The sequence below is a fragment of the Pedobacter ginsengisoli genome, from assembly GCF_030244015.1.
Taxonomy (GTDB): domain Bacteria; phylum Bacteroidota; class Bacteroidia; order Sphingobacteriales; family Sphingobacteriaceae; genus Pedobacter; species Pedobacter ginsengisoli.
Genome location: NZ_JASSYX010000001.1, coordinates 1,600,466 through 1,623,824 on the forward strand (window position 1 = coordinate 1,600,466; position 23,359 = coordinate 1,623,824).

The 23,359-nt window shown below is 40.7% G+C and carries 19 protein-coding genes; 8 read left to right on the forward strand and 11 right to left on the reverse strand.

Annotated features, from left to right (window positions below):
• Window positions 1–5: 5 nt before the first annotated feature.
• Entirely contained in the window at window positions 6–1,739 is a 1,734-nt protein-coding gene (locus QEP08_RS06970; protein WP_285056789.1) for a phospho-sugar mutase, read from the reverse strand.
• Between the two features lie 214 nt (window positions 1,740–1,953).
• On the opposite strand from QEP08_RS06970, the gene QEP08_RS06975 reads away from it, so the two are divergent.
• Both QEP08_RS06975 and lysA read left to right on the forward strand, forming a co-directional pair.
• On the forward strand, window positions 1,954–3,267 hold the full coding sequence (locus tag QEP08_RS06975) for an aspartate kinase (RefSeq protein ID WP_285056791.1): 1,314 nt from the start codon (window positions 1,954–1,956) through the stop codon (window positions 3,265–3,267).
• 182 nt (window positions 3,268–3,449) lie between these two features.
• Window positions 3,450–4,604, forward strand: a complete 1,155-nt coding sequence (lysA, locus tag QEP08_RS06980; protein WP_285056792.1) for a diaminopimelate decarboxylase — start codon at window positions 3,450–3,452, stop codon at window positions 4,602–4,604.
• Here lysA and QEP08_RS06985 read toward each other — a convergent pair.
• The 3 genes from QEP08_RS06985 to QEP08_RS06995 form a co-directional block, all read right to left on the reverse strand.
• Window positions 4,601–4,981: an SRPBCC domain-containing protein gene (locus QEP08_RS06985; RefSeq protein WP_285056793.1), complete on the reverse strand. Its 381-nt coding sequence runs from the start codon at window positions 4,979–4,981 to the stop codon at window positions 4,601–4,603. The two genes, lysA and QEP08_RS06985, sit on opposite strands and share 4 nt — an antisense overlap.
• The gene (locus tag QEP08_RS06990; RefSeq protein WP_285056795.1) at window positions 4,968–7,595 is read right to left on the reverse strand and encodes a DUF3857 domain-containing protein; all 2,628 of its coding nucleotides are present in this window, start codon (window positions 7,593–7,595) and stop codon (window positions 4,968–4,970) included. The genes QEP08_RS06985 and QEP08_RS06990 overlap by 14 nt, the downstream gene beginning before the upstream one ends.
• Before the next feature lie 104 nt (window positions 7,596–7,699).
• Window positions 7,700–8,890, reverse strand: a complete 1,191-nt coding sequence (locus QEP08_RS06995) for an acyl-CoA dehydrogenase family protein (RefSeq protein WP_285056797.1) — start codon at window positions 8,888–8,890, stop codon at window positions 7,700–7,702.
• A gap of 98 nt (window positions 8,891–8,988) precedes the next feature.
• On the opposite strand from QEP08_RS06995, the gene QEP08_RS07000 reads away from it, so the two are divergent.
• Together QEP08_RS07000 and QEP08_RS07005 are read left to right on the forward strand one after the other, a co-directional pair.
• Window positions 8,989–9,375, forward strand: coding sequence for a dihydroneopterin aldolase (locus QEP08_RS07000; RefSeq protein WP_285056799.1), 387 nt, complete (start codon window positions 8,989–8,991; stop codon window positions 9,373–9,375).
• Between the two features lie 6 nt (window positions 9,376–9,381).
• Window positions 9,382–10,779 carry an FAD-binding oxidoreductase gene (locus QEP08_RS07005; RefSeq protein WP_285056801.1) on the forward strand — a complete coding sequence of 466 codons (1,398 nt, stop codon included), beginning with the start codon at window positions 9,382–9,384 and terminating at the stop codon, window positions 10,777–10,779.
• A 31-nt stretch (window positions 10,780–10,810) separates the two neighbouring features.
• On the opposite strand, the gene QEP08_RS07010 is transcribed toward QEP08_RS07005, so the two are convergent.
• Window positions 10,811–11,302 carry an acyl-CoA thioesterase gene (locus tag QEP08_RS07010; protein ID WP_285056803.1) on the reverse strand — a complete coding sequence of 164 codons (492 nt, stop codon included), beginning with the start codon at window positions 11,300–11,302 and terminating at the stop codon, window positions 10,811–10,813.
• 72 nt (window positions 11,303–11,374) lie between these two features.
• Here QEP08_RS07010 and QEP08_RS07015 point away from each other — a divergent pair, with 72 nt between their 5' ends.
• The gene (locus QEP08_RS07015) at window positions 11,375–11,806 is read left to right on the forward strand and encodes an Hsp20/alpha crystallin family protein (RefSeq protein WP_285056805.1); all 432 of its coding nucleotides are present in this window, start codon (window positions 11,375–11,377) and stop codon (window positions 11,804–11,806) included.
• 59 nt (window positions 11,807–11,865) lie between these two features.
• On the opposite strand, the gene QEP08_RS07020 is transcribed toward QEP08_RS07015, so the two are convergent.
• From QEP08_RS07020 to QEP08_RS07030, 3 genes are all read right to left on the reverse strand, one after another.
• Window positions 11,866–13,257, reverse strand: coding sequence for an arginine decarboxylase (locus QEP08_RS07020; protein ID WP_285056807.1), 1,392 nt, complete (start codon window positions 13,255–13,257; stop codon window positions 11,866–11,868).
• Between the two features lie 89 nt (window positions 13,258–13,346).
• The gene (gene ctlX, locus QEP08_RS07025) at window positions 13,347–14,258 is read right to left on the reverse strand and encodes a citrulline utilization hydrolase CtlX (protein ID WP_285056809.1); all 912 of its coding nucleotides are present in this window, start codon (window positions 14,256–14,258) and stop codon (window positions 13,347–13,349) included.
• Between the two features lie 10 nt (window positions 14,259–14,268).
• Entirely contained in the window at window positions 14,269–15,711 is a 1,443-nt protein-coding gene (locus QEP08_RS07030; RefSeq protein ID WP_285056811.1) for an arginine deiminase family protein, read from the reverse strand.
• 95 nt (window positions 15,712–15,806) lie between these two features.
• Between QEP08_RS07030 and argS the strand changes: the two genes are divergently transcribed.
• A complete protein-coding gene (gene argS, locus QEP08_RS07035; RefSeq protein WP_285056813.1) occupies window positions 15,807–17,573 on the forward strand; it encodes an arginine--tRNA ligase in 1,767 nt (588 codons plus the stop codon).
• 15 nt (window positions 17,574–17,588) lie between these two features.
• Here argS and QEP08_RS07040 read toward each other — a convergent pair whose 3' ends face one another.
• The gene (locus QEP08_RS07040) at window positions 17,589–18,722 is read right to left on the reverse strand and encodes an AI-2E family transporter (protein WP_285056815.1); all 1,134 of its coding nucleotides are present in this window, start codon (window positions 18,720–18,722) and stop codon (window positions 17,589–17,591) included.
• Between the two features lie 100 nt (window positions 18,723–18,822).
• Here QEP08_RS07040 and mnmE point away from each other — a divergent pair, with 100 nt between their 5' ends.
• The gene (gene mnmE / locus QEP08_RS07045) at window positions 18,823–20,193 is read left to right on the forward strand and encodes a tRNA uridine-5-carboxymethylaminomethyl(34) synthesis GTPase MnmE (RefSeq protein ID WP_285056817.1); all 1,371 of its coding nucleotides are present in this window, start codon (window positions 18,823–18,825) and stop codon (window positions 20,191–20,193) included.
• A 171-nt stretch (window positions 20,194–20,364) separates the two neighbouring features.
• Window positions 20,365–21,720, forward strand: coding sequence for a PhoPQ-activated pathogenicity-related family protein (locus tag QEP08_RS07050; RefSeq protein WP_285056818.1), 1,356 nt, complete (start codon window positions 20,365–20,367; stop codon window positions 21,718–21,720).
• Between the two features lie 3 nt (window positions 21,721–21,723).
• Here the strand turns inward: QEP08_RS07050 and QEP08_RS07055 are convergent, their stop codons facing one another.
• Entirely contained in the window at window positions 21,724–22,542 is an 819-nt protein-coding gene (locus QEP08_RS07055; RefSeq protein WP_285056820.1) for a DUF3307 domain-containing protein, read from the reverse strand.
• Window positions 22,543–23,175: a hypothetical protein gene (locus QEP08_RS07060; protein ID WP_285056821.1), complete on the reverse strand. Its 633-nt coding sequence runs from the start codon at window positions 23,173–23,175 to the stop codon at window positions 22,543–22,545. It lies immediately after the preceding gene.
• Window positions 23,176–23,359 lie beyond the last annotated feature (184 nt).

Below are 23,359 nucleotides of genomic sequence, written 5' to 3' on the forward strand. Positions count from 1 at the left end.
AGGGGTTAAACCTCTAAATCATTCATTATAGATTTAACTTTTTCACTTAATGCTAATTCTGTCTCTTTGAAGCTCGCCTTGTCTTTTAATTTAGTGTTGACACTGCAGTAAAATTTGATCTTTGGCTCTGTACCTGACGGCCTTGCTGAAATGATGCTGCCATCTTCAGTAATGAACTGAAGTACATCTGATTTGGGCAACTCAAGTTCTTTCTTTTGACCGCTGTGCAGATCGGTTTCGAAACCGAGTTCGTAATCTTTTAAAGTGGCCACCTTGGATCCCCCAAGTCTGACAGGAGGATTGTTCCTGAATTTCTCCATTAATGCTTTGATCTCTTCAGCTCCGGTCTTGCCTTTCTTAGTGATAGACACCAGTTCTTCTTTGTAGAAACCATATTGCACATACATGTCCAGCATGGCATCGTACAGGCTGCTGCCCTTGTCTTTATAAAAAGCGGTCATTTCAGCAATAAAGGCACAGGAAACTACGGCGTCCTTATCTCTTACCAGTTCACCTATCAGGTATCCATAGCTTTCTTCACCGCCCCCAATAAAGGTTTTTTTTCCTTCCAGGCTGGTCATTAGCTGGCCAATCCATTTGAATCCGGTAAGGGTGTTGTAACAGGTCACATTTTTTGCTTTTGCGATGGCATCAATCAGGTTGCTGGTCACAATAGTTTTAACTATATACTGATCGCCTGTTAGTTTTCCTTTTTCTTCCCAGGCGCTCAGCAGATAACTGATCAGCAGGCTGCCGGTCTGATTACCGTTGAGCAGCACAAATTCACCATCGCTGTTCTTTACCGCAATACCTACTCTGTCGGCATCAGGGTCCGTAGCCAAGACAAGGTCTGCATCAATCTGCTCTGCTTTTCTGAGCGCCAGTGTAAGGGCTTCCTTTTCTTCCGGGTTTGGATAAACCACAGTAGGGAAGTTTCCGTCGGGAGTACTTTGTTCTTCAACAAGTGTTACATTCGAAAAGCCAAATTGCGCTAATGCTTTAGGAACGAGTGTGATGCCGGTACCATGTATTGGAGAGTAGACAATTTTAAGGTCTTTTTGGCGGTCAATGGCTTCCGGAGATACTGATAGGGCAGTGATCTTATCTAGGTAAGATTGGTCCAGATCTTCTCCGATAAGCTCAACATTGGCATCGATACGGGTAAATTTAACTTCATCTATGCTTTTTATCTTAGCTACTTCATCCATCACCATCGTATCATCAGGTGCTGTAAACTGGCCTCCGTCTGTGCCATACGCTTTATATCCATTGTATTCCTTAGGATTGTGTGAGGCAGTCAGCATCACTCCGCTGCGGCAACCCAGTTCACGGATAGCGAAAGAAAGTTCCGGTGTTGGCCTTAACGCTTTAAAAAAATAAACATGGATTCCGTTGGCAGAGAATACATCTGCCGTAATACCGGCGAAATAATCAGAGTTGTTCCTGCTGTCGTGTGCTATAGCTACTTTAATCCTTTCCCCAGGATATTTATGAAGCAAATAGTTGCTCAAGCCCTGAGTCGCGGTTCCGATCGTATATTTATTGATCCTGTTAGAGCCAGCCCCCATAATTCCACGCAATCCGCCAGTTCCGAACTCCAGGTTTCTATAAAATGAATCAGTAAGCTCAGTATAAGATTCCTTATCTAACAGATTCTGTATTTCGGCTTTAGTTTTTTGGTCGTAATTGCCATTGAGCCATTCGTTGATCGTAGTTTGGGTAGCTGTATCTAATTGCATATGATTTAGGTGTATTATTAACGGAATTATAGAGAAACAAATTGAATATCGTGAAGTTTTGTTGGGTAATTTTATTTAATTTCACGGCCTAATATAAGTATATAACCATTTTTAATAAAATATTTATTAACCTTTAAAAATTAAACGATTTATAGCGAAGCGTGTAGTAGATAAAACAGCGCGGGTGTGCTATAAATTTTAACGATTAACAACGATGAAGATATTAAAGTTTGGAGGAACTTCAGTTGGAAGCCCTGAGCGGATGAAAAAATTGCTGGATATTATTGATCCTGCAGAGGAACAAATTGTAGTGCTATCGGCGGTGTCCGGTACGACAAATAGTTTAGTGGAAATTTCAGCCAAACTTTTAAAGGAAGATAAACAGGCTGCGTTAACATTGATTAACGCATTGCATCAAAAATATAATGAATTTGTAATAGAGCTTTTGCCGGAAGGTGATTTTCGTGAGCAGGGTCAGGAAGTTGTGGATTATCATTTCAATTTCCTGCGTACACTGGTGAATGACCTTTTCACGCCTGTCGAGGAAAAAGTAGTCCTGGCACAGGGCGAGCTGCTTTCTACAACTTTATACCACATTTATTTAAAATCCATAGGCGTCTCTTCTGTGTTATTGCCAGCCCTGGATTTTATGAAAACTGATGAAGATAATGAGCCGGATGTTCCCTTTACTACTGCACATCTTCAGCCGATTCTGGATCAGAATAAAGGAGTAAAACTGTTTATTACCCAGGGATTCATCTGCAGAAACAGCTTTGGAGAAGTAGATAACCTAAGAAGAGGGGGAAGTGACTATACAGCTTCGTTATTGGGAGCGGCTATACTTGCAGAGGAAGTCCAGATCTGGACGGACATTGACGGAATGCACAATAATGATCCAAGGATCGTAAAGGGCACTAAGCCCATAGCGCAGCTTTCTTTTGACGAAGCGGCTGAGCTTGCGTATTTCGGAGCGAAGATTTTGCACCCTCAATCGGTGTTTCCTGCCCAGAAATATAAAATTCCTGTCAGGTTGTTAAACACGATGGAGCCAAAGGCACCAGGTACACTGATCTCTACTGAAAGCGAGAAAGGTAAGATCAAATCTATTGCCGCTAAAGATGGTATTACTGCGATCAAAATTCAGTCGAGCAGGATGTTGCTGGCATATGGCTTCCTTAGACGGGTATTTGAGATCTTTGAACGTTATAAAACTCCAATTGATATGATCACCACTTCTGAAGTGGCTGTTTCGCTGACTATTGATTTTACAGATAACCTGGATCAGATTGTTGAGGAACTGCATGCTTTCGGTAGTGTAGAAATTGATAGTAACCAATCGATAGTGTGTGTGGTGGGTGATTTTAGTGCTTCTAAACATGGCTTTGCTGCACGTGTACTGGATGCCATTAAGCACATCCCATTGCGTATGATCTCTTATGGAGGAAGCAGTTATAACATATCGCTGCTCATCAATACAGAAGATAAGAACGAGGCCCTAAAAAGCTTACATAACCGCCTTTTTGACTAAAAGGTTATCGCTTTTTAAACCAGATCAAAATGCCAATGAATATAAAAATGAGTATAAGAAAGAGCCTTAATCTTTTGTTGTACTCATTTGTACTGATCTTTTGATTTTTATAATCGGCATAATTACCGATGTAGATCAGGCCCAGAATAAGTAAAAAGAATACAATAAGAAATTTGAACATTATGTTTTCTAATAAAGATATAGAACAGTTCGCAAATTTAGAAACACCTTTCTATTATTACGATCTTAATTTACTGCAGCGAACCCTAAGCGATTGCTCGGAAGCTGCGAAAGTATATAATTTTCATGTTCATTATGCCATGAAAGCTAATTTCAATACTAAAGTATTGCAAAAAATCAAATTAACGGGATTTGGTGCTGACTGTGTAAGTGGTGGAGAGGTAAGTAAGGCAATTGAAATCGGCTTTGATAAAAAACAGGTTGTTTTTGCTGGCGTGGGAAAGTCAGATAAGGAAATTAATAATGCTTTAGATCAGGACATATTCTGCTTTAACGTAGAATCTGTTCAGGAGCTTGCGGTGATTAATGAACTCGCTGCCGTTAAAGGAAAAATAGCCAGGGTGGCAATAAGGATCAACCCCAATGTAGATGCACACACGCATCACAACATTACTACAGGTTTGGATGAGAATAAGTTTGGTGTAAATTCATGGGATTTGCCTGCCTGTGCGGAGACATTAAAAGTTTCTGAGCATATTGAATTCATAGGTATTCATTTCCACATCGGATCCCAGATTACCAATCTTGATGTATATAAAAACTTATGTGTCCGTGTAAATGAATTTGCACTTTGGTTTGAGGAAAGGGGCTTTACGGTTAAGTTATTAAACGTAGGGGGTGGTTTGGGGATCGATTATCATCATCCGGAACAGCAAATTCCGGATTTTGCGGGCTACTTTAAGATCTTTTCAGATTTTTTGGAAGTTAAACCAGGCCAGGAAGTACATTTTGAACTTGGAAGGGCATTGGTCGGACAATGTGCATCTCTCATCAGTAAAGTGCTATACGTAAAGAATGGGAAGAAGAAAAACTTTGTTGTATTAGATGCGGGAATGACCGAACTGATGCGTCCGGCTTTATACCAGGCTTACCATAAAATTGAGAATTTAACAAGGGGCAATAAGGTTGCGTTAAAATATGATATCGTAGGGCCCATTTGCGAAAGTACAGACTGCTTTGGAAAAGAAGTGGAGCAGCCTGTAACTTTTAGAGGTGACTTGTACGCGATAAGAAGTGCAGGTGCCTATGGAGAAGTTATGGCTTCCAAATATAACCTCAGGGATGAGATCAGATTTGTTTATAGCGAAGATATTTAGTCTTCAAAGAAGTCTTGCAGCCCGCCGAGGTAGTATTCGTTAATGCCTGAAGTAAAATCGTCATAATCCTGATCCGGTATATTAGTTTGTACAAATTCCAGTGAGGTGCCTTTTTTGTCAGCATGCAATTTAATAGTGACAATAGAGGGCTCGTTTTCTTCACCAAAATACCATTGCTGTACAATCTTTTTGCCATAATCGAATTCAAGGTTTCTGCCTGAAATGTCGCCATCCCAAAATGAAAACTCTGTTCCGGGTTCTTCTGTAAATTCTACTTCGGCACCGGTCCATAATTGAATGCTTTGTGCTTTGGTCAATGCGAGATAAACTTCTTCAGGAGAGGCAGGGAAGTAATAGTATTTTTTAAAAGTTTTCATTGTTGTCATTTGTTTCTGTTAAAGATTTTAATTGCGTATGCTCCTCCCTTTTCGCATAAAAATGCTCATAATACTCAGTCAGGCTCAATTGCCACACAGATTTAGGATAAGTAAATACAAATGTCTGTTTTACACGTTCAGACTTTAATAGATACCACACGAAAATAATACAATAGATTAGTGATCCAAAAACACTTCCTAAATCTTTTGGGCTTACAAACGTTTTGCCTAAAATAGAGTTCATAGACAATGCAATTGCGATATCAAAAATAAGAAATGTCAAATGGCCAATGGTTATAATAATGAAATGTTTTGGGAAACTCTTCCTTCGTTGAAAAAACAATACCAGACAAAATACACTATATACAAATAAAAGGGCATATATAATGGCTTCTGCGATGAATGTGAACTTAAGCAGGTCCTCCCAATTCCCAAAATTAGCCAATCCATTCCAAACCTCTTTTTTGAACATCTGTAGGAGAAATGGGCCAATTAGAAGCATTATCGGAAAAATTACGACTCTTATTGCAATTAAGACCAGCCAGCCACCTATTGGGAGTGCATTGGCAATATCCTTTATAATAAATGGTTCATTTTTTTTATACAACTTTAAGAAGAAGAAGGCCGACGCCGCAAGAAAAAGCAGGTATGGGATTAGCATATAAAAATTTATACGGTTATTAGCATCTGCTGTTCCTCCGCGTTTGATATAGTGGGTCAGGTATTCATCAATCTTCTTGATATCCTTTGCATAATCTTTGATCTTATCGTTCTCAAGATAGCCGGCTGAGTTGCGAAAAGTGTAGCTAAACTTTATCTCTCTCGGACGTTGTATATGATACATATCAAAATAATAGCTATCATTTTCAATCTGGAATGTATCATCACCAACAGGTACGTCATAAGGCATGTCTACAGTAATATTTTGTTCAATATTGATATAGTCTTTTAAAGCCAATGGGGCGAGTCTCTTTTTTGTAGTAATTTTCCTCAGTTCAGAACTGATCAAATCCCCATAAAAATAAACCAGCTGATCTTTGATTTCATCGTTCTCAGTCCAGATGTCGCCAATTTCATATGATTCCGTCACTTCAATTACATTCCCGTCTTCGTTGTCCTCTATTTTTATCTGTTCCTTCGTTTCGATTTCAGGGTATAATTTGGCCAGGTATTCCAGAAAACTTTTCTCCATCCCGTCTACCCCTGATTCAGCGATCTGACGCCTCAATTCATCTGCATAATTATCAGAGTATATGCTGGTGACCAATAAAGAAGATTTTGTTGCAGAGACGGTATCTGTTAAATTGAATCTAAGGTTCGCAATTAGTTTGCCCAATGGCTTTCTTTCTATTTTTTCTAAAGCATTAACCCCCTTTTTAATAACAAGCACTGAACCATAATCGGGCGCGTAAAAACTATCGAAAGTCCCTCGCTGATAACTTATAGTCGGATCTATCCATGTTTTATAATTGCTGTAATCCACCAATACGATTACATGATTAAAAACAAATGGACTAGGTAGATATTCGTCTGTTTTTACGGTCGTGTAAGTGTTTGCATAAGTCATGTATGCGTTAATGCCTTGTGCTTTGAGAAGGTGGACCAGTAGTAATGATTTGTCTTTACAATCTCCGTAACGCTGTAAAAGAACCTTTTCAGGGGAATTTGGCTGATGAGAATAAATACCCATCTCGATACCCATGTATCTGATCTCATCTTGCACGAAACGTGTCGCAAGTGTAATGTACTTTTTTAGATCAGCACCTGATTTTGCTCTTAATTCTTTAACTGTTTTATCCGTCAGTGGAGTACTGAGATTAGAATAATCGTTAATAGAAAGTGCCCATTCTACAACTTCGTTCCAACTTTTATACTCTGTAAGTTGGGTTCTTTTCAATGGATTATACCAAGTGGGTTCATAGTCAGCAGCCCGGTAAGTTTTGGTAAGCGTACTTTCCCATTCGTAAACTTTTAAACCATTCTTTTCTGAAATTTGGGGATTTTTATTGAAATTGAAATTCTTAAGGGCTAATGAGCGGGATTTGCTGAAAATGATAGCGTTGTAAATATGTCCTAAGCTGCTGGAGCCCTCAAAATAGTAAGTATCAGCGTATTTTTTACCGAATACAGGATTTAGCCCTGTGATTGTATATGAAAATTCTATACGATCGCCTTTTCTCACGTCATCCAAAAGCATAAAAGCATCAAAAGTACCGCTATATATAAATCTTGATAGTTCTTTTTCAGTCTGTAATAACTTAAAATCACTGATCCTTAGTTGATTGGAGGGCTTTCCATTGCGCCACACCAGTATCTTATGGAAAATTAGTTTTTGGAAACTGGGATCGTAAGTAACCGAGATCTGAGACCCATTCTGCACTCCGGCGTCAGATACAATTTCCCTAATCAAATGATGATAATCTTCATGTAATTCCAGATGGCTTTGACTTTCATAGAACGAAGCGAAATATCCTTCAGAAATATCCTTGGATAACGGCCTTAAGTTCTTTGGCTTTACTTTAATGATCCATGAAGGTTCTTTAGGGTTTACAAAAAAGTTCTTTTGTTGTCCCTGTGTAAGATTGGCAGCTGCGGACAGCAATAAAAGAATCACAAGGACTTTTATCGAGAAGAAAAGGCCATATAAACGCACGAATAGCGTTGAGAGCGTATTACAAAACATAACTTTATATAATTCAGAGCAGCTAATGTATAAATTTATTTAAAAGCATTCATACCAGTTACATCCATTCCGGTAATTAATAAGTGAATATCATGGGTGCCTTCATAAGTTACCACTGATTCCAGGTTCATCATGTGCCTCATAATCGAATATTCCCCGGTTATGCCCATGCCGCCAAGCATTTGCCTTGCATTTCTGGCAATCTCCAGTGCAATTTCAACACTGTTTCTTTTAGCCATAGAAATTTGCTCTGCTGTAGCTCTGTTTTCACTTTTCAACACGCCTAAACGCCACACGAGCAATTGCCCCTTGGTGATCTCTGTAATCATTTCAGCTAATTTCTTTTGTTGCAGCTGAAAGCCACCGATCGGTTTTCCAAATTGTATCCTTTCTTTTGAATAACGGAGTGCGGTGTCATAGCAGTCCATTGCCGCACCTAATGCGCCCCATGCAATGCCATACCTGGCCTGGTTCAGACAACCAAGAGGGCCTTTTAGACCGCTAATCTCCGGAAATACATTTTCCTTCGGGATCTTTACATTGTCAAATACTAGTTCGCCGGTTGCTGAAGCCCTTAAACTCCATTTTCCATGTGTTTCAGGAGTGGTAAAACCATCCATGCCGCGTTCTACAACCATCCCCCTGATCTTACCTGCCTCGTTCCTTGCCCAAACTACCGCAATGTCGGCAAATGGAGCGTTGGAGATCCACATCTTCGCACCATTCAGTATATAGTGACTGCCATTATCTTTAATATTGGTCACCATGCCCCCCGGGTTCGATCCGTGATCGGGTTCAGTCAATCCAAAACAGCCCATCAGTTCCCCGTTTGCCAGTTTAGGCAGATATTTCATGCGCTGTTCTTCAGTGCCATAAGCAAAAATAGGATACATGACCAGCGATCCCTGTACGGAGGCCGTGGACCTGATTCCCGAATCACCACGCTCGATTTCCTGCATCAGAATCCCGTATGCGGTGTAATCCAGACCTGCTCCTCCATATTCTACCGGAATAGTTGGCCCAAACGCACCGATCTCTGAAAGACCCTTGATCAGGTGTTTGGGGAACTCCGCCCGCTGTGCATAATCTTCTATAATTGGACTTACTTCTTTTTTGATCCATTCTCTTGCTGTGGCCCTGATCAACTTATGTTCATCGGTGAGTAATTCATCGAGTAAATAATAATCGGGAGATTCGTAAAGGTCTTTTTTGGCGGATTTATTCATTGTTTACACTATATTTGGTCAGGAATCAGCTGTACCCTTCAAAGGTAATCATTTACCGCAAGGCAAGTTAAAAGCAAAGAATAATTTAATTTTCATTAATGAGCGATAATCTAAAATATATTCAAACTGTTGCGCTTAGAGACGTAAAATGTTTTGCATTTCACGGATATTATCCGGAAGAACAGCTTACCGGGATTTATTTTATGGTAGATGCAATAGTTACTTTTGAACCCGACGATGATACGGAGAACCTGTTGCGCACGGTGAATTATGAAGTTTTAAATACCATCATCCTGGAGGAGATGAAGCGTACGCAAAAGATGCTGGAGACTGTAGTAAAGAATATTCTGGACAGAGTTGTAAAAAGCTACCCCTTTGTGCATTCCGCAGAGGTCGGCATTAGAAAACTAAATCCTCCGATGCCTGGACAAATAGGACATTCTTTCGTGCAGCTGAGCTACTGTAATCCATCAACAAAGAAGTAACAACGAATGCAATATCATAAAATCACTCCGGAATTTCTTGATCAGATCAGAGCAATAGCAGGGATAGCGAATGTATTTACCGATGATGACTCTTTAAATCACTATTCCCATGATGAAACAGAAGACCTGAAATACTATCCTGAAGTAATTGTAAAACCTGAAAATGAGGTGATTATTGCTGAATTATTTAGATTTTGCAACAGACATCATATACCGCTGACACCAAGAGGTGGTGGAACTGGCCTGAGCGGTGGTGCGCTTCCCGTTTATGGTGGATTGTTGTTGTCAATGGAGCGGTTTAAATCAATAATAAATATTGATACAGAAAACCTGCAAGCTACAGTAGAACCGGGAGTGATCACTGAAGAGTTTATCAATGCCGTCGCTGAGCACGGCTTGCTTTACCCGGTGGATCCTTCCAGTAAGGGTTCCTGCTTTATCGGAGGCAATGTAGCCCATGGATCAGGAGGACCGAGGGTAGTTAAGTACGGTACAATAAGGGAATACATTTTAAATCTTGAGGTGGTATTGCCGACTGGTGAGATCATCTGGACCGGAGCTAATACGCTAAAATATGCATCAGGTTATAATCTGACGCAGTTGATGATTGGTTCTGAAGGAACTTTGGGTATAATTACCAAGATTGTCACTAAGCTGATCCCTAAAACTCTTCACAGTGTTTTGATGCTGGCCTCATTTAACAGGAATGAGGATGCCTGTGCGGCTGTTTCAGCCATATTCAGAGCTGGGGTAACTCCTTCTGCATTGGAATTTATGGAGCGGAAAGGGGTAGAATGGGTGATTAAGTTTGATGATATTAAATTTGACCTCAAAGATGGTGTTAGTGCTTTTCTGCTTATTGAACTTGATGGGAATGACATGGACACCATATTCAAAGATTGCGAAAAGGTAAACATGGTCTTGGAGGAGTATGGTTGCAGCGATGTTCTTTTCGCAGATGCTGCACAGCAGAAAGAAGATCTTTGGCGCATGCGGCGCATTATGCCTGAATCTGTGAAGTCGAATTCGGTATACAAAGAAGAAGATACAGTTGTTCCCCGTGCTGCATTACCGAAACTGATCAGCGGAATTAAGGAGATAGGTTCGAGGTACGGTTTTGAAAGCATATGTTATGGTCATGCCGGGGACGGGAATCTGCACATCAACATCATTAAAGCCGGAATGAGCGATGAAGCCTGGAAAAAAAGGCTTAAAGACGGCATTGCAGAAATATTTGTACTCACCACAGATCTCGGGGGAACTATATCAGGAGAGCACGGCATAGGACTGGTGCAAAAAGAGTTTATGCCAATTAAATATAAAGAGGTTAGTCTAAACCTGATGCGTTCAATCAAAAAAGTGTTTGATCCAAATAATATATTAAATCCCGGCAAAATATTTTGAGCTTTGGACGACTTAGCAGCGGCTATCAGTCTTAATTCTCGGATAACTGCTCAAATACGATCATTTTATTTCTTTCATGCTCCGGTATGGGCGTCGAAACTTTTGTGTTGTAATCAAAGGCAACACAGACTGTCTTTCCCTTGCTACAGATTACTTCCCTGCCGTCTTCCATCTTAATGAGCAGGTATTCCAGGTCAAAACTCGTTTTTCCAATCCTGGATGTTCTTACATACATGCTGATCTTATCATCAATTAATATTGGTTTGATATAATCCAATGTAGCTTGTGCGAGAACAACTCCTGTTTTCTTCCAATCCCAATGGACGGCTTGTGCCCAGTATTTGCTTCTGGCAATTTCCATGTAGGTGAAGTATACTGCATTGTTTACATGACCCATCATATCGAAATCGGCAAACCTGGTTTCCAGAGCAGTTTTATATTTGAAATTGTCTAATTGATTGACTATATCTGTCTTTTTGTCTGATTCCTTTGGGTTTGTACGCCAAAATGTCTTAAACATCATAGAAATTCGGATTGGTATGGGAGTTGAATACGTGGTTAGTATAAAAAAAACTTAAAATAGGAGATTATAAAAATGACATTAGTAAAATTTAACAACAGGACCAGGAACACAGCACCTTACTTTAACAATGTTTTTGACTCTTTGTTTAGCGAGGCGTTAAATAAAAATTTAACTGTAAATAAAGTTCCGGGAGTCAACATTTTGGAAACCGAAGAGGATTATAAGATTGAAATGGCTGCTCCGGGATTAATTAAAGAAGACTTTCAGATCAATCTGAAGAAAGATACACTGTCTGTTTGGGTAGAGAAAAAAGAAATTGAATCAGAGGTTAAAAAAGATTATACCCGCAAAGAGTTTGAGTATTCCTCATTCGCAAGGTCCTTCGTGTTACCTGAAAGCGTAAATGCAGATAGCATCACAGCAGAGTATTTGAATGGAATTTTAAACATCACTATAGGTAAAGACGATGTTAAATCACAAAGCAAAGAGATAAAAGTTTCATAATAAGTTAGAGTTTGGTTTTTAAGGTTGAGGGGTATGCCGGAGGGCATATCCCTCTTTTTTTAGGTATATCCCAGGATTTTTAATACCTGCTTGCTGTTTTGTTCTTCTCCAAAAACCTCAAAGTTAAAAGTTTCGTCACGATTTCTTCTGATGATCACATGTTTAGGACTAGGTAGCAGGCAGTGGTGGATACCACCGTAGCCACTCAGTACTTCCTGGTATGCCCCGGTATTGAAAAATCCTAAATATTGTACCTTTCTTGTTTTTGGCATAAACACACTATTCATATGTGCTTCCTGGTTGTAATAATCCTGTCCGTCGCAGGTAATACCGCCGAGGTTCACCCGTTCATATTCTGCATCCCAGTTGTTAACAGGCAACAAGATGTATTTTTGGTTAAGCGCCCACACATCAGGGAGATTTGTGATAAATGAGCCGTCAAGCATCAACCACTTCTCCCTGTCATTCTGCTGTTTACGGCCTAATACTTTATAAAGAATCCCAGACGCCTCCGCAACAGTATATTTGCCAAATTCAGTAATAATGTCCGGTTCCACTACATCGTGTTCCGCACAGATCTCTTTGATCCTTTTTACGATCTCATTGACCATATATTCGTAATCAAAATCGAATACCAGGGAGTCTTTAAATGGCATACCCCCACCAATATCCAGCGTATCCAGTTCAGGATTGATCTTCTTAAATTTGCAGTATAGCGTTACATATTTCTCCAGCTCGTTCCAGTAGTACGGAGAGTCCGTAATACCGGAGTTGATGAAAAAGTGGAGTAATTTTACCCTGAAATTAGGGTTTGCGGAGATCTTATTGTTGTAAAAGTCGATCACGTCTTCCATACGTACCCCAAGCCGGGATGTATAGAATTGTGAATCCGGTTGCTCCTCTGCCGCAATACGGATCCCCAGATTACATGGAGTATCCATCTCCACTTCGTCATCAAAGAGGTTGAATTCCTCTTTGTTATCAAGAACCGGGATGATATTTTTATAGCCATCGTGCAGCATATCTATAATGTACTGCTTATACTGGTAGGTTTTGAAGCCATTACAGATCACCGTAATGTCTTTGTTCAAGGCGCCCTTTTTTTCCAGTGCCTCGATCATCGGCATGTCAAAGGCAGATGAAGTCTCTAAGTGAATACCATTTTTGAGCGCTTCCTCTACAATATGACGAAAGTGAGAGCTTTTTGTGCAATAACAATATTTATAATCTCCGCGGTAATTGTTTTTGATGATCGCCGTTTGGAAAAGCAGCTTGGCCTGCTGGATTTTTTTGCTGATCATCGGCAGATAGGTAAAACGCAATGGAGTTCCATAGGTTTCAATCATCTCCATTAGATTCAGATCCTGAAAATACAATTCATCGTCTATAACGCTATAGCCTTCCTGTGGAAAACCAACACTTAGATCAAGAAATTCCGAGTAACTCTGCATTTATAGTTATAATAATTTTTGCAAAAATGTAATTTTAAATCGAGAAAAAACGGTTATTAATTAAAATACTGTCATTGATAAGTATAAATCTATCTTTTCTTCAGATGGATTTCTGCAAGCATGCACCTGGCACTTCCGCCACCATTTTTTTCTATGGTATCCAGTGGTGAATGAACCAGACGGCAATACTTCTCCAAAAGAAAGACCTGCATTTCCGTCAATGATGAATAAGCCTGCTCTGACATCACCAACAGTCCTTCTCCATTTTTGTTTTTTACCTGCAGCATGTTGCCCGCAAAATGGTTCATCTGGTCAATGCTGATCTCTATGATTTCTTTTCGGGTGTGGATCAGGTGCTGCATGACCAGCTCCCGTTCCTGGAAATTTTGTATCGATTCCAAACAGACGACTGCAAAACGGTCGCCAATGCACATCATCACATTGGTGTGATAAATTGGATAGCCGTCCCGATCGTCAGCTTTAAACGTTACGGCAGTATAACCGGAGATTCTGCACCAGTCGGCGAGTACCTGCTCATTTGTTCTTAAAGACAGACAGGCATAAGCCAGTTTATGCTCCCTGTCCAGCACCATACTTCCCGTCCCTTCCAGAAAGAGCTCCTGATCTTCATACTCCGAAATGTCGGTGACCATTCCGATGTTAAATTTGTCTGATAACTGTTTAATGATGTCGTCCCTGCGTTCCTGTCTGCGGTTTTCCGAAAACATAGGGTAGAGAAAGACCTCGCCGTTTTCGTGGAAGGAGATCCAATTGTTTGGGAAGATCGAATCCGGTGTCTCCGGATCCAGAGTATCATTGATCACCGTGACATCTATACCATTGCTGCGCAACAGTTCCACGAAATTATCAAATTCCCTTAAGGCGAGTTCCTGTACCCCATTTTGCTCAGAAGCTTGCTGGAATTTATTGTTTACAGCCGTTTGCTCGTTGAATTTGAAATCAACCGGGCGAATCATCAATATATGACTGGTAGTTTGCATATCCAATTTATTATAATGCATCCCTTAAAATCGGCAGGCTCATACAATGAAAACCGCCTCTGGCCCGGGAAAGCTCAGCAGAAGGCATTAAGATCAGTGTATTGCTAATGGTTTCAATATCTGCATTTCCGTTTTCAATGTCGTTCAGCAGATCTTTGACCTTAATGGTGTTGAATCCATTGGCTTTAAATGCCTCAATGGTCTTGTCATTGCGGTCATAGCCCAAAACAACACCTTCCTTAATTGCCAGCAGATTACAAGAATCAGTCCATTGTTCACGGGCATCGTAAGGAAAAGAACCGTTGCCGCTGTAAAGGAAGCAGGTAGGTTCGGTACTTCCCAGATCGTTTTGACTAATGTCATCCAGCAGGGCTTCTATACTCTCAAAAGTTCTGGGGGCTGTTTTGCCTTTTGTAAACTGAAGTATTTCTGTAATCTCCTTGTGATCTGCCTCAACCAGAAAATTGATAGGCTCGCCGGCATTTGCCGGTTGATTTTTGGAAATAGAGCTGAGCAGCGCCCACATATTCCGCTTGATCTGTGTGAAAACAGTATCAATATGCATAAAATCCCGTTTGTTCGGAATCTTCACTACTGTGACCTTAGTCACCACGTTGTTCTCAAACAGTAGTTTTATGGCCTCATTGGCGCCATAGGCTGACGTTCTTTCACTGCAACCGATCAGAACATGGTCGGGGCTTACCATCATCACGTCACCGCCTTCGAGTGTAGTTCTGTGGTCTTCTTCTTCACCGGGCCTCAGGAAGTGCTGTGCCGGATCTGGAATTTCCAGTATGTTCTCCGCATAATCAGCAAATACCGGATGGTTAAAAAAGATGTACCGCATGAGCAATGTTTCTCTGTTACGGGCTTTTTTTGCCGGTTTATTTAATAAGATGTGCCTATTTATGGTAATGCCGACATCCCTGGTAAAGATGAGATTGGGAATGGGAGCAAAGATCATGTGATCATCGTTGAGGCTACCGGAGATAAATATTTTAGCAAGTTCTTTTGGATCAGTATTTACCATTTGCTGTTGAAGCCTATAAGTGCAACCTTCGATGGCACAGACTGCCGCCACCAGTTTCTGTCTGATAGATGTGTCCTGCAATATATCTGCAAGCAGGTTCTGCACCTCTATTACCGCAAGTGAATTATGGAAGTCAGGATGGTCGGGTTTGAAGAAACTTCTGTCCGCTTTTTTTGAATCTATCTCTTTTAAATTGCCCCTGATCTTTTGCGGATCCAGAAAATACATCAAAAGTTTGATGTAATAATCATACTCATCTCTGCGAATGGTATCAAGATGTACAATGTCCTCAAAAAGCCAGTCCTGGGCCTTGGAGGGAACCACTTTACCTAAGCCGCTGTCAGGGCTATGGATCAGTAATTTGCGCAGCCTGCCAATCTCTGTACTTACATTTACATTGAAACTCTGGTTTTGCTCAGTCATAATAAGTTTGTAGTTGGACAAATCTATTTAATTTTGGGATAGTATCAAGCAAGCTTTAAGTTCGCCCTTCAAATTTTTTATCTAAATTTGCGGCTATGAATTTTATTATTTCCGAAGCACTGAAAGGCATTAAACAACTTTATAATGAAGATGTCCCTGAAAGTGCGATCAGCATACAGGATACACGAAAAGAATTTGAAGGACAGGTAACGATAGTAGTTTTCCCTATTGTACGTTTTTCTAAGAAATCGCCGGAGCAAACCGCAAATGACTTGGGTGATTTTCTGGTGGAGAACTTAAATGAAGTTGTTGCATTTAACGTTGTTAAAGGTTTTCTGAATTTAAGCATCGCAGATTCCTATTGGTTAAATTTATTCAATACAGAGCTGCTTGATCCTTCGTTTGGTACTTTTAAACCCAATGGTAAAAAAGTGATGGTGGAATACTCATCACCCAATACAAACAAGCCTTTGCATCTGGGTCATGTAAGGAATAACCTGCTAGGGTATTCTGTAGCAGAATTGCTCAATGCTGTGGGTTATGAGGTTTTCAAGGTAAACCTGGTAAATGACAGGGGGATTCACATTTGTAAATCCATGCTGGCATGGCAAAAATGGGGTAACGGCGAAACTCCTGAGAACTCATTTCTGAAGGGTGATCACCTGGTGGGAAAATATTATGTGATCTTTGATAAAGAATATAAAAAGGAAATTGATGCACTGAAACAGGAAGGGCAAACTGAGGAAGATGCTAAAAAGAATGCTCCGCTGATCAAAGAAGCGCAAAGAATGCTTCAGGACTGGGAAGCGGGTGATTCTTCGGTAATTGACCTTTGGAAGACCATGAACGGATGGGTGTACGATGGATTTGCAGTGACCTATAAAAATCTTGGAGTCGATTTCGATAAATATTACTACGAAAGTAATACCTATTTATTGGGAAAAGATACGGTAGAAGAAGGTCTTCAAAAAGGAGTTTTCTTTAAGAAGCCGGATGGGTCTGTGTGGATAGACTTAACCGCGGATGGTTTGGATCAGAAACTGGTGCTGCGGGCTGATGGTACATCTGTGTACATCACACAGGATTTAGGAACAGCACAAATGAAATATGATGACTTCAAAATGGATGAGTCTATTTACGTGGTGGGCAATGAACAGGACTATCATTTTAAAGTACTGTTTCTTATCCTCCAAAAACTTGGGAAAAGCTGGGCTCAGGGACTTTACCATTTGTCATATGGAATGGTTGACCTGCCAAGTGGTAAAATGAAATCCCGCGAAGGGACGGTAGTGGACGCCGATGATCTTATTACCGAAATGGTAAAAACGGCAAAACAAAAAACAGAACTCCTGGGTAAAGTGAATGGTTTCTCAGAAGACGAAAAAGAGAATCTGTATTACCAGATTGGCATGGGGGCACTGAAATACTTTTTGCTAAAAGTAGAACCAAAAAAGCGACTGTTGTTTGATCCTGCAGAATCAATTGATTTTCAGGGAAATACCGGACCTTTTATACAGTATACACATGCACGTATCAAGTCTTTGATGGCCAAAGCCGGGTTCAGTGCAAGTAAAGGTGTAGATGTGGCAATTAGCGCAACAGAACTGGATATGATCCTGCTGCTGTCTAAATATCCTTTAGAATTGACGGAGGCAGCTAAGGCGCATAGTCCCGCAACACTGGCCAATTACCTTTATGAGGTTGCCAAAATGTTTAATAAGTTCTATCATGAAATACCGCCCATAATTAAAGAAGAAGATGAGGATTTAAGGCAACATCGTCTGAATTTAAGTGCAGTAACTGCAGGAATATTAAAATCAGGCATGAAAATGCTTGGTATAGAGGTTCCCGAAAAGATGTAACAAAGGACAGGGGGATTAATCCTTCTCCTTTGTTTTTTCCACACCTGGTTTTGCTGGCACTGCTTTCTTTTTTCTGAACGAGGCAAAGGTCATAGGACTTTTTGACGGCCGCTCGTCTCCCAGTAAAACTCCCCATTGCTTAAATGTTTCAGTCCGGTCAAAAATGACTTTTAGCACGGCGATGACTGGCATGGAAAGAAACATTCCGGACACGCCGGCAATACTGCCGCCTATGATCACACCGAGAATAGCAAATAAAGCATTTATCTTGACCTTAGAGCCTACTATTCTGGGCATCAGTATGTTATTGTCCAGGAACTGGACCACTGCTATCACCAGCAGTACCGTAATGACCGGCCAGAGCTCAGTAGAGGATGTGAGCGTCAGCATTACCCCAATTAAATTACCAATCAACGCTCCAACATAGGGAATAAGATTCAGCATGGCGAAAATAACCCCGATCAGTAAAGCATGCTTGATACCGACTATCATCAGTATACCACCCAACAAAATGGTCATGTAAGTTACCTGGATAAGTAGTCCCACTAAATAGTTTTTGATGATGGATTCAGTTTCATAAATGGCATCTTTCACTTTATCGTGATGATCCGGTTTGAACCACATAAATATAAACCGTAGTAATATGTCTTTATAAAATAGCATCAAATAAATATAAATCGGCAAAAGGCCTACAAACACAAATATAGAGCTGAGGGTTACAGCGGCCCCACTGGCTGCTTTCCCTGCCATGCCCAATAGATCGTTGCTTTTATCGTTGATGAATTTAACCTGCTCTTTCGTAGAAAAATCGCTGATACTGCTTACCCAGCTGCTCAGTGCGTTAAGGTGAATGCCGACATTTCGTTTGATCTGCGGAAAGTCTTCTATTAACGATCCGACCTGCATGGAAAAAAACCAAACAATGAGGCCCAGCAATATCGCCACGAGCAATATCGGAATAATGATGGCTGCCGGCTCCGGGAATTTGTACTTTCTTAAAAAGCGGAAGACCGGTAAAAGCATGATGCTGATAAAGAAAGCCATGAGCACTGGCATGATGATATTATGGCCAATAACCAATATGGTGATAACCAGTACTAATCCAAGAAGTTCAATTGATCGTCTGACGGTGAGCGGTATGTCTGTCATGAATTTAATTTTAGCTGTTTATTTAATAATAAGGTAAAAAGACATATATATTCATTTTGTAACAGTAAAAGGTACGAAATGTTTGGGTAGTTTTGCGGGTATGATTACGAACGAGACTATAATTGCCTTATCTACACCGCCCGGAGTGGGTGCTATTGGTGTGATACGTCTTTCAGGAAAAGAAGCAATAAGTATTACCAATAGTGTTTTTAACGGTAAGGACTTATTGAAGCAAGAATCACATACCGTACATTTCGGCTTGATTATGGATGGTGAGACGGTTATAGATGAGGTTCTTGTGAGTTTGTTCATTGCGCCAAAATCATATACAAAAGAAAATGTGGTGGAAATCTCCTGCCATGGTTCAAATTACATCATCCAGAAGATCATCACACTGCTCATCAGACACGGAGCATCTGCAGCCAAACCAGGAGAATTTACCTTAAGGGCTTTCTTAAATGGAGGCTTAGACCTTTCTCAGGCAGAGGCAGTTGCTGATCTTATCTCCTCTGATTCCGCTGCTGCCCATCAGGTAGCTATGAATCAGTTAAGGGGTGGATTCAGCACAGAACTAAATGTATTGCGTGAGCAGCTGATCCATTTTGCTTCCATGATAGAACTGGAGCTGGATTTTGCAGAAGAAGATGTCGAATTTGCCAATAGGGACCAGCTGCAGGAGTTGATTAATAAAATTACCATCGTACTTAACAAACTGATCCGTTCTTTTGAACTCGGTAATGTGATTAAAGAGGGAATCAATACAGTGATTGCCGGAAGGCCGAATGCAGGCAAATCTACCTTGCTGAATGCCTTGTTGAACGAAGACAGGGCTATTGTAAGTGAAATTGCCGGTACTACAAGAGATACCATAGAGGAATTGCTGAACATCAACGGTATCAACTTCAGATTGATCGATACGGCAGGCATTCGTGAAGCTAGGGATACCATAGAAGCAATTGGCGTCGAGAAAACAATGCAAAAGATCAGCCAGTCCGCGGTGCTGGTGTATGTATTTGATGTGGTCAATTTATCTGCGGATGAGATCCGTGAAGATATTGAACGCCTGAATAAACCTGGGGTGGCTTTTTTGGCGGTTGCCAATAAGATAGACCTTTCATTAAGTGACCGCTTAAAAGAACTCAAGCTTCCGGCTGATATTCAATTTATTGCCATTTCGGCAAGAGAACGTCAGCATATTGAAGAACTGAAGGCCCTCCTGTATGATACTGCAGTGGGAGACAGGTTATCTGATAGCCATACGATGGTAACCAATATAAGGCATGTTGAGGCCCTGCAAAGAACGCAGGAGGCCCTAAACAATGTGGCAAAGGGGTTAAATAATCCGGTTACTTCAGATTTCCTGGCAATGGATATCAAGCAGGCATTACATTATTTGGGAGAGATCACCGGACAGGTTACTACAGATGATCTGCTGGAGAACATCTTCAGTAAATTCTGTATCGGAAAGTAGCATCTACGAACAAGATCTTGCCAGTCTCTGTCAGTATTGAAGTAGTGATTTGCTTTTAAGGACCAGGCATCTTCCGAAAAAGAATTAGCAGATCTCAGTACCTATTTGTTAAATTTACCACTAAGATGACAGACCCGCTATTTTACAATACTAATAAAACTTTTTAACAGCATGAAAATATTTTCTCAGCGTATCGCAATATCTTTATTTGCATTGTTTTTTATAATTACATGCTGTCGTGCACAAAAAATAACACCTGCCACAGCTTTAAAAAGCTATTTAAATAATGGCGATAAAACTTATCATTGGGAAGTCAGGGAGTCATATGTCCTTGATGATGTAACTGTTTACGCCCTTCTGCTGACCTCGCAAAAATGGCGCGAGCACACATGGACGCATCAGCTGACCATAATGGTACCTAAAGAAAATAAATATGACGGTGCCCTGCTGTTCATTTCGGGAGGGAGTATCAATAAAGAGGGAATGCCAAACTGGAATGGCAAAGATGATGGTGTGATCAAAAACTTTACTTCAATAGCGAAGCGGAACAATGCAATAACGGCTATATTGAAACAAACTCCGAATCAGCCGCTGTACAATGGCCTGACTGAAGACGCGCTGATCTCTTATACCCTGCATAACTTTAAAAAAGACGGAGATTACAGCTGGCCCTTACTTTTCCCTATGGTCAAATCAGCCACAAGTGCCATGAGTGCCGTACAGGAATTCTCAAGACAGAAGCTCAATCATAAGATCAGCCGTTTTGTGGTATCCGGAGCATCTAAGCGCGGCTGGACTACCTGGCTTACAGGCGCCACAGATAAGAGGGTCACTGCAATAGCACCTATGGTGATCGATATGCTGAACATGCCGGTCAGTATGAACTATCAGATCAAGGTCTGGAAAGATTACAGTATACAAATAGAGGATTACGTTAAGCTTGGCCTTGTTCAGGACATAGGGACAAATGCCAGTAATGATCTTACTGCCATGATAGACCCTTATTCGTACCGGAAGATGCTGACCATGCCTAAAATGATAGTGATGGGTACCAATGATGAATACTGGCCTATTGATAACATTAAAAATTACTATGACAGCATACCCGGCCAAAACCTGATCCATTATGTACCCAACGTGGGCCATAGCCTGGGAGACGGGGTGGAAGCGATGACTACCCTAAGTTCTTTCTTTGGTTATACTTTATCAAGAACCCCATATCCTGTCTGTACATGGACTGCTTCATCAACAAACAAGGCGGTTAATGTTTCGGTTAAAACTACGGCAGCCCTTCTAACAGACGTGATTGTCTGGGAAGCTGATTCTCCGGACATGGATTTCAGGAACGATAAATGGCAATCCAGAAGCCTTGGTGTTAGTCAGCAATCTGTGGTAAATGTTACTGAAGAGTTTCCGGCCTCGGGCTACAAGGCCTTTTACATCAATTTAAAATATAAGGATGCAAAAGGAGAGGAGCATACAGAAAGTACAAGGGTATTCATGACTGATGACAAAAAGATCTTTTGACGATTAATTTAAAAAGAAGTTCATCAAAATCCCGATCATTGCTGCCGAGACAAAACTCACCAATGTTCCAACCAGTACATATTCCGTCTTTAACTGAGTATTGGCCTCCTTTTCACTAAATCTTAATATTGACTTTGCGGTCATCAGAAACCCAATGGCAGTATATTGGCCTACGAGTACAAAAGTCAGGATCAGGATTCTTTCACAAATCCCTATCCATTTGCCTGCGCTGGCCAGTCCGAGTACCTGTTCATCATTATTTATGACCTGTTCTTCGGGAATGTGATCTGTAGCCGGATCCTCTTCAGGAATTGCTGCGGCTGAAGGTTCAGGATCGGACTTTAGTTTTTCCCTCAGGATCTGGTCGCGCCATCGTTGCGTTGCTTTTCCGATGACGATGCCTAAGGGCCAGCTGGCCAGGATATATCCCCCGGCGATGATCCAGAACCTGGTGTTTTCTGCGAGCAGCTGCATTGATGGCAGTATAGCTATCCATTTAGCTTTTAAAGAGAGCCAGAGTATCACTATAACCAAAACGTGTGCGGCCTGATCTGCAATGAAATAACCGAAATTTCCTTTGTCAGTCCTGGATTTAAGATAATCAATCAGAAGATGGGTACTGAAGATTACCACCGGAATGATCCAGTTACAGTATTCGCCGGAGAAGATGTATGCCACCAGTGTGGTGACCAGTATATGCAGGTAGAGTTTTCGTGACCTTCCTTTTTTTTCTTCCCGGTCCTTTACCCAGCTTTTGGGCTGAAAAACAAAATCAGTAAGCAAATGTGCGGTCAGCAACCTCAATAATAAGTTTATTTCCATTTATCCCTGTTGTACTAAGTAAGCTAAATATTTCATTGCAGGTTCAAATTCTTTCCATCCTGCAGACCGCAGCCTGCTGTTGACAGAAGGTTGGGAGAGTGATAGTTCTTCTGCAATCTCCTGCTGGATTTTACCTTCCAGAAGCAGGAAAATCACCTCCGCCTGTCCGGGTGTCCAATTGCTAATATACTTATTTACGAAGTTAAGTATGATTTCAATGCCGGTATTTTTTTCATTGTCATTGGTATGGATCGCCAGAAATTCATCATCTTTCATGATGTCAAAGTTCCTGCCTGATAAGTGGAATGCTTCGCCGTCAGAATTCAATACATTTTTACCAATGTAAGAAACTTCCCCGATGCCTATAGAAATGCGTGTACCCAAACTAAGTTTATTCTTTTCATCGGAATGTTTTTTAAACCAGCAGACCAGCTGTATGCTTCTGGTGATTGCCTCAGATGCCTGGTCAAAAAGTACCTGGTAACTATCGCCCCTGAATATTTCCGCATTGACCTTTTCTGTGATCCAGTTTTTCAGTAAATGTGCCGTATCTTCAATTAATGACTTCCTTTTGGCCGGTGGCAGCTTTGTGAAATTGATGATATCTCCTGTTATTACAGCCTGTGTTTTCATAACTCATCATTAAATACCCTACAATTATAGAGTATAAGTTCTATAAAAGCAAATTATAGAGTAATTATTCTATAATCACTAATTATAGACCTTATGTTCTATAATTAATATTGTTAATAAAGTATTTATAATAACTTGTGTATACAAGATAAATTTCAATATATTTGATATAGAGGCTGTTTTA

Coding starts and splice junctions, on each gene's coding strand:
- QEP08_RS06970 (WP_285056789.1), bottom strand. CDS start 1,739: ATGCAATTAGATACAGCTACCCAAACTACGATCAACGAATGGCTCAAT.
- QEP08_RS06975 (WP_285056791.1), top strand. CDS start 1,954: ATGAAGATATTAAAGTTTGGAGGAACTTCAGTTGGAAGCCCTGAGCGG.
- lysA (WP_285056792.1), top strand. CDS start 3,450: ATGTTTTCTAATAAAGATATAGAACAGTTCGCAAATTTAGAAACACCT.
- QEP08_RS06985 (WP_285056793.1), bottom strand. CDS start 4,981: ATGAAAACTTTTAAAAAATACTATTACTTCCCTGCCTCTCCTGAAGAA.
- QEP08_RS06995 (WP_285056797.1), bottom strand. CDS start 8,890: ATGAATAAATCCGCCAAAAAAGACCTTTACGAATCTCCCGATTATTAT.
- QEP08_RS07000 (WP_285056799.1), top strand. CDS start 8,989: ATGAGCGATAATCTAAAATATATTCAAACTGTTGCGCTTAGAGACGTA.
- QEP08_RS07005 (WP_285056801.1), top strand. CDS start 9,382: ATGCAATATCATAAAATCACTCCGGAATTTCTTGATCAGATCAGAGCA.
- QEP08_RS07010 (WP_285056803.1), bottom strand. CDS start 11,302: ATGATGTTTAAGACATTTTGGCGTACAAACCCAAAGGAATCAGACAAA.
- QEP08_RS07015 (WP_285056805.1), top strand. CDS start 11,375: ATGACATTAGTAAAATTTAACAACAGGACCAGGAACACAGCACCTTAC.
- QEP08_RS07020 (WP_285056807.1), bottom strand. CDS start 13,257: ATGCAGAGTTACTCGGAATTTCTTGATCTAAGTGTTGGTTTTCCACAG.
- ctlX (WP_285056809.1), bottom strand. CDS start 14,258: ATGCAAACTACCAGTCATATATTGATGATTCGCCCGGTTGATTTCAAA.
- QEP08_RS07030 (WP_285056811.1), bottom strand. CDS start 15,711: ATGACTGAGCAAAACCAGAGTTTCAATGTAAATGTAAGTACAGAGATT.
- argS (WP_285056813.1), top strand. CDS start 15,807: ATGAATTTTATTATTTCCGAAGCACTGAAAGGCATTAAACAACTTTAT.
- QEP08_RS07040 (WP_285056815.1), bottom strand. CDS start 18,722: ATGACAGACATACCGCTCACCGTCAGACGATCAATTGAACTTCTTGGA.
- mnmE (WP_285056817.1), top strand. CDS start 18,823: ATGATTACGAACGAGACTATAATTGCCTTATCTACACCGCCCGGAGTG.
- QEP08_RS07050 (WP_285056818.1), top strand. CDS start 20,365: ATGAAAATATTTTCTCAGCGTATCGCAATATCTTTATTTGCATTGTTT.
- QEP08_RS07055 (WP_285056820.1), bottom strand. CDS start 22,542: ATGGAAATAAACTTATTATTGAGGTTGCTGACCGCACATTTGCTTACT.
- QEP08_RS07060 (WP_285056821.1), bottom strand. CDS start 23,175: ATGAAAACACAGGCTGTAATAACAGGAGATATCATCAATTTCACAAAG.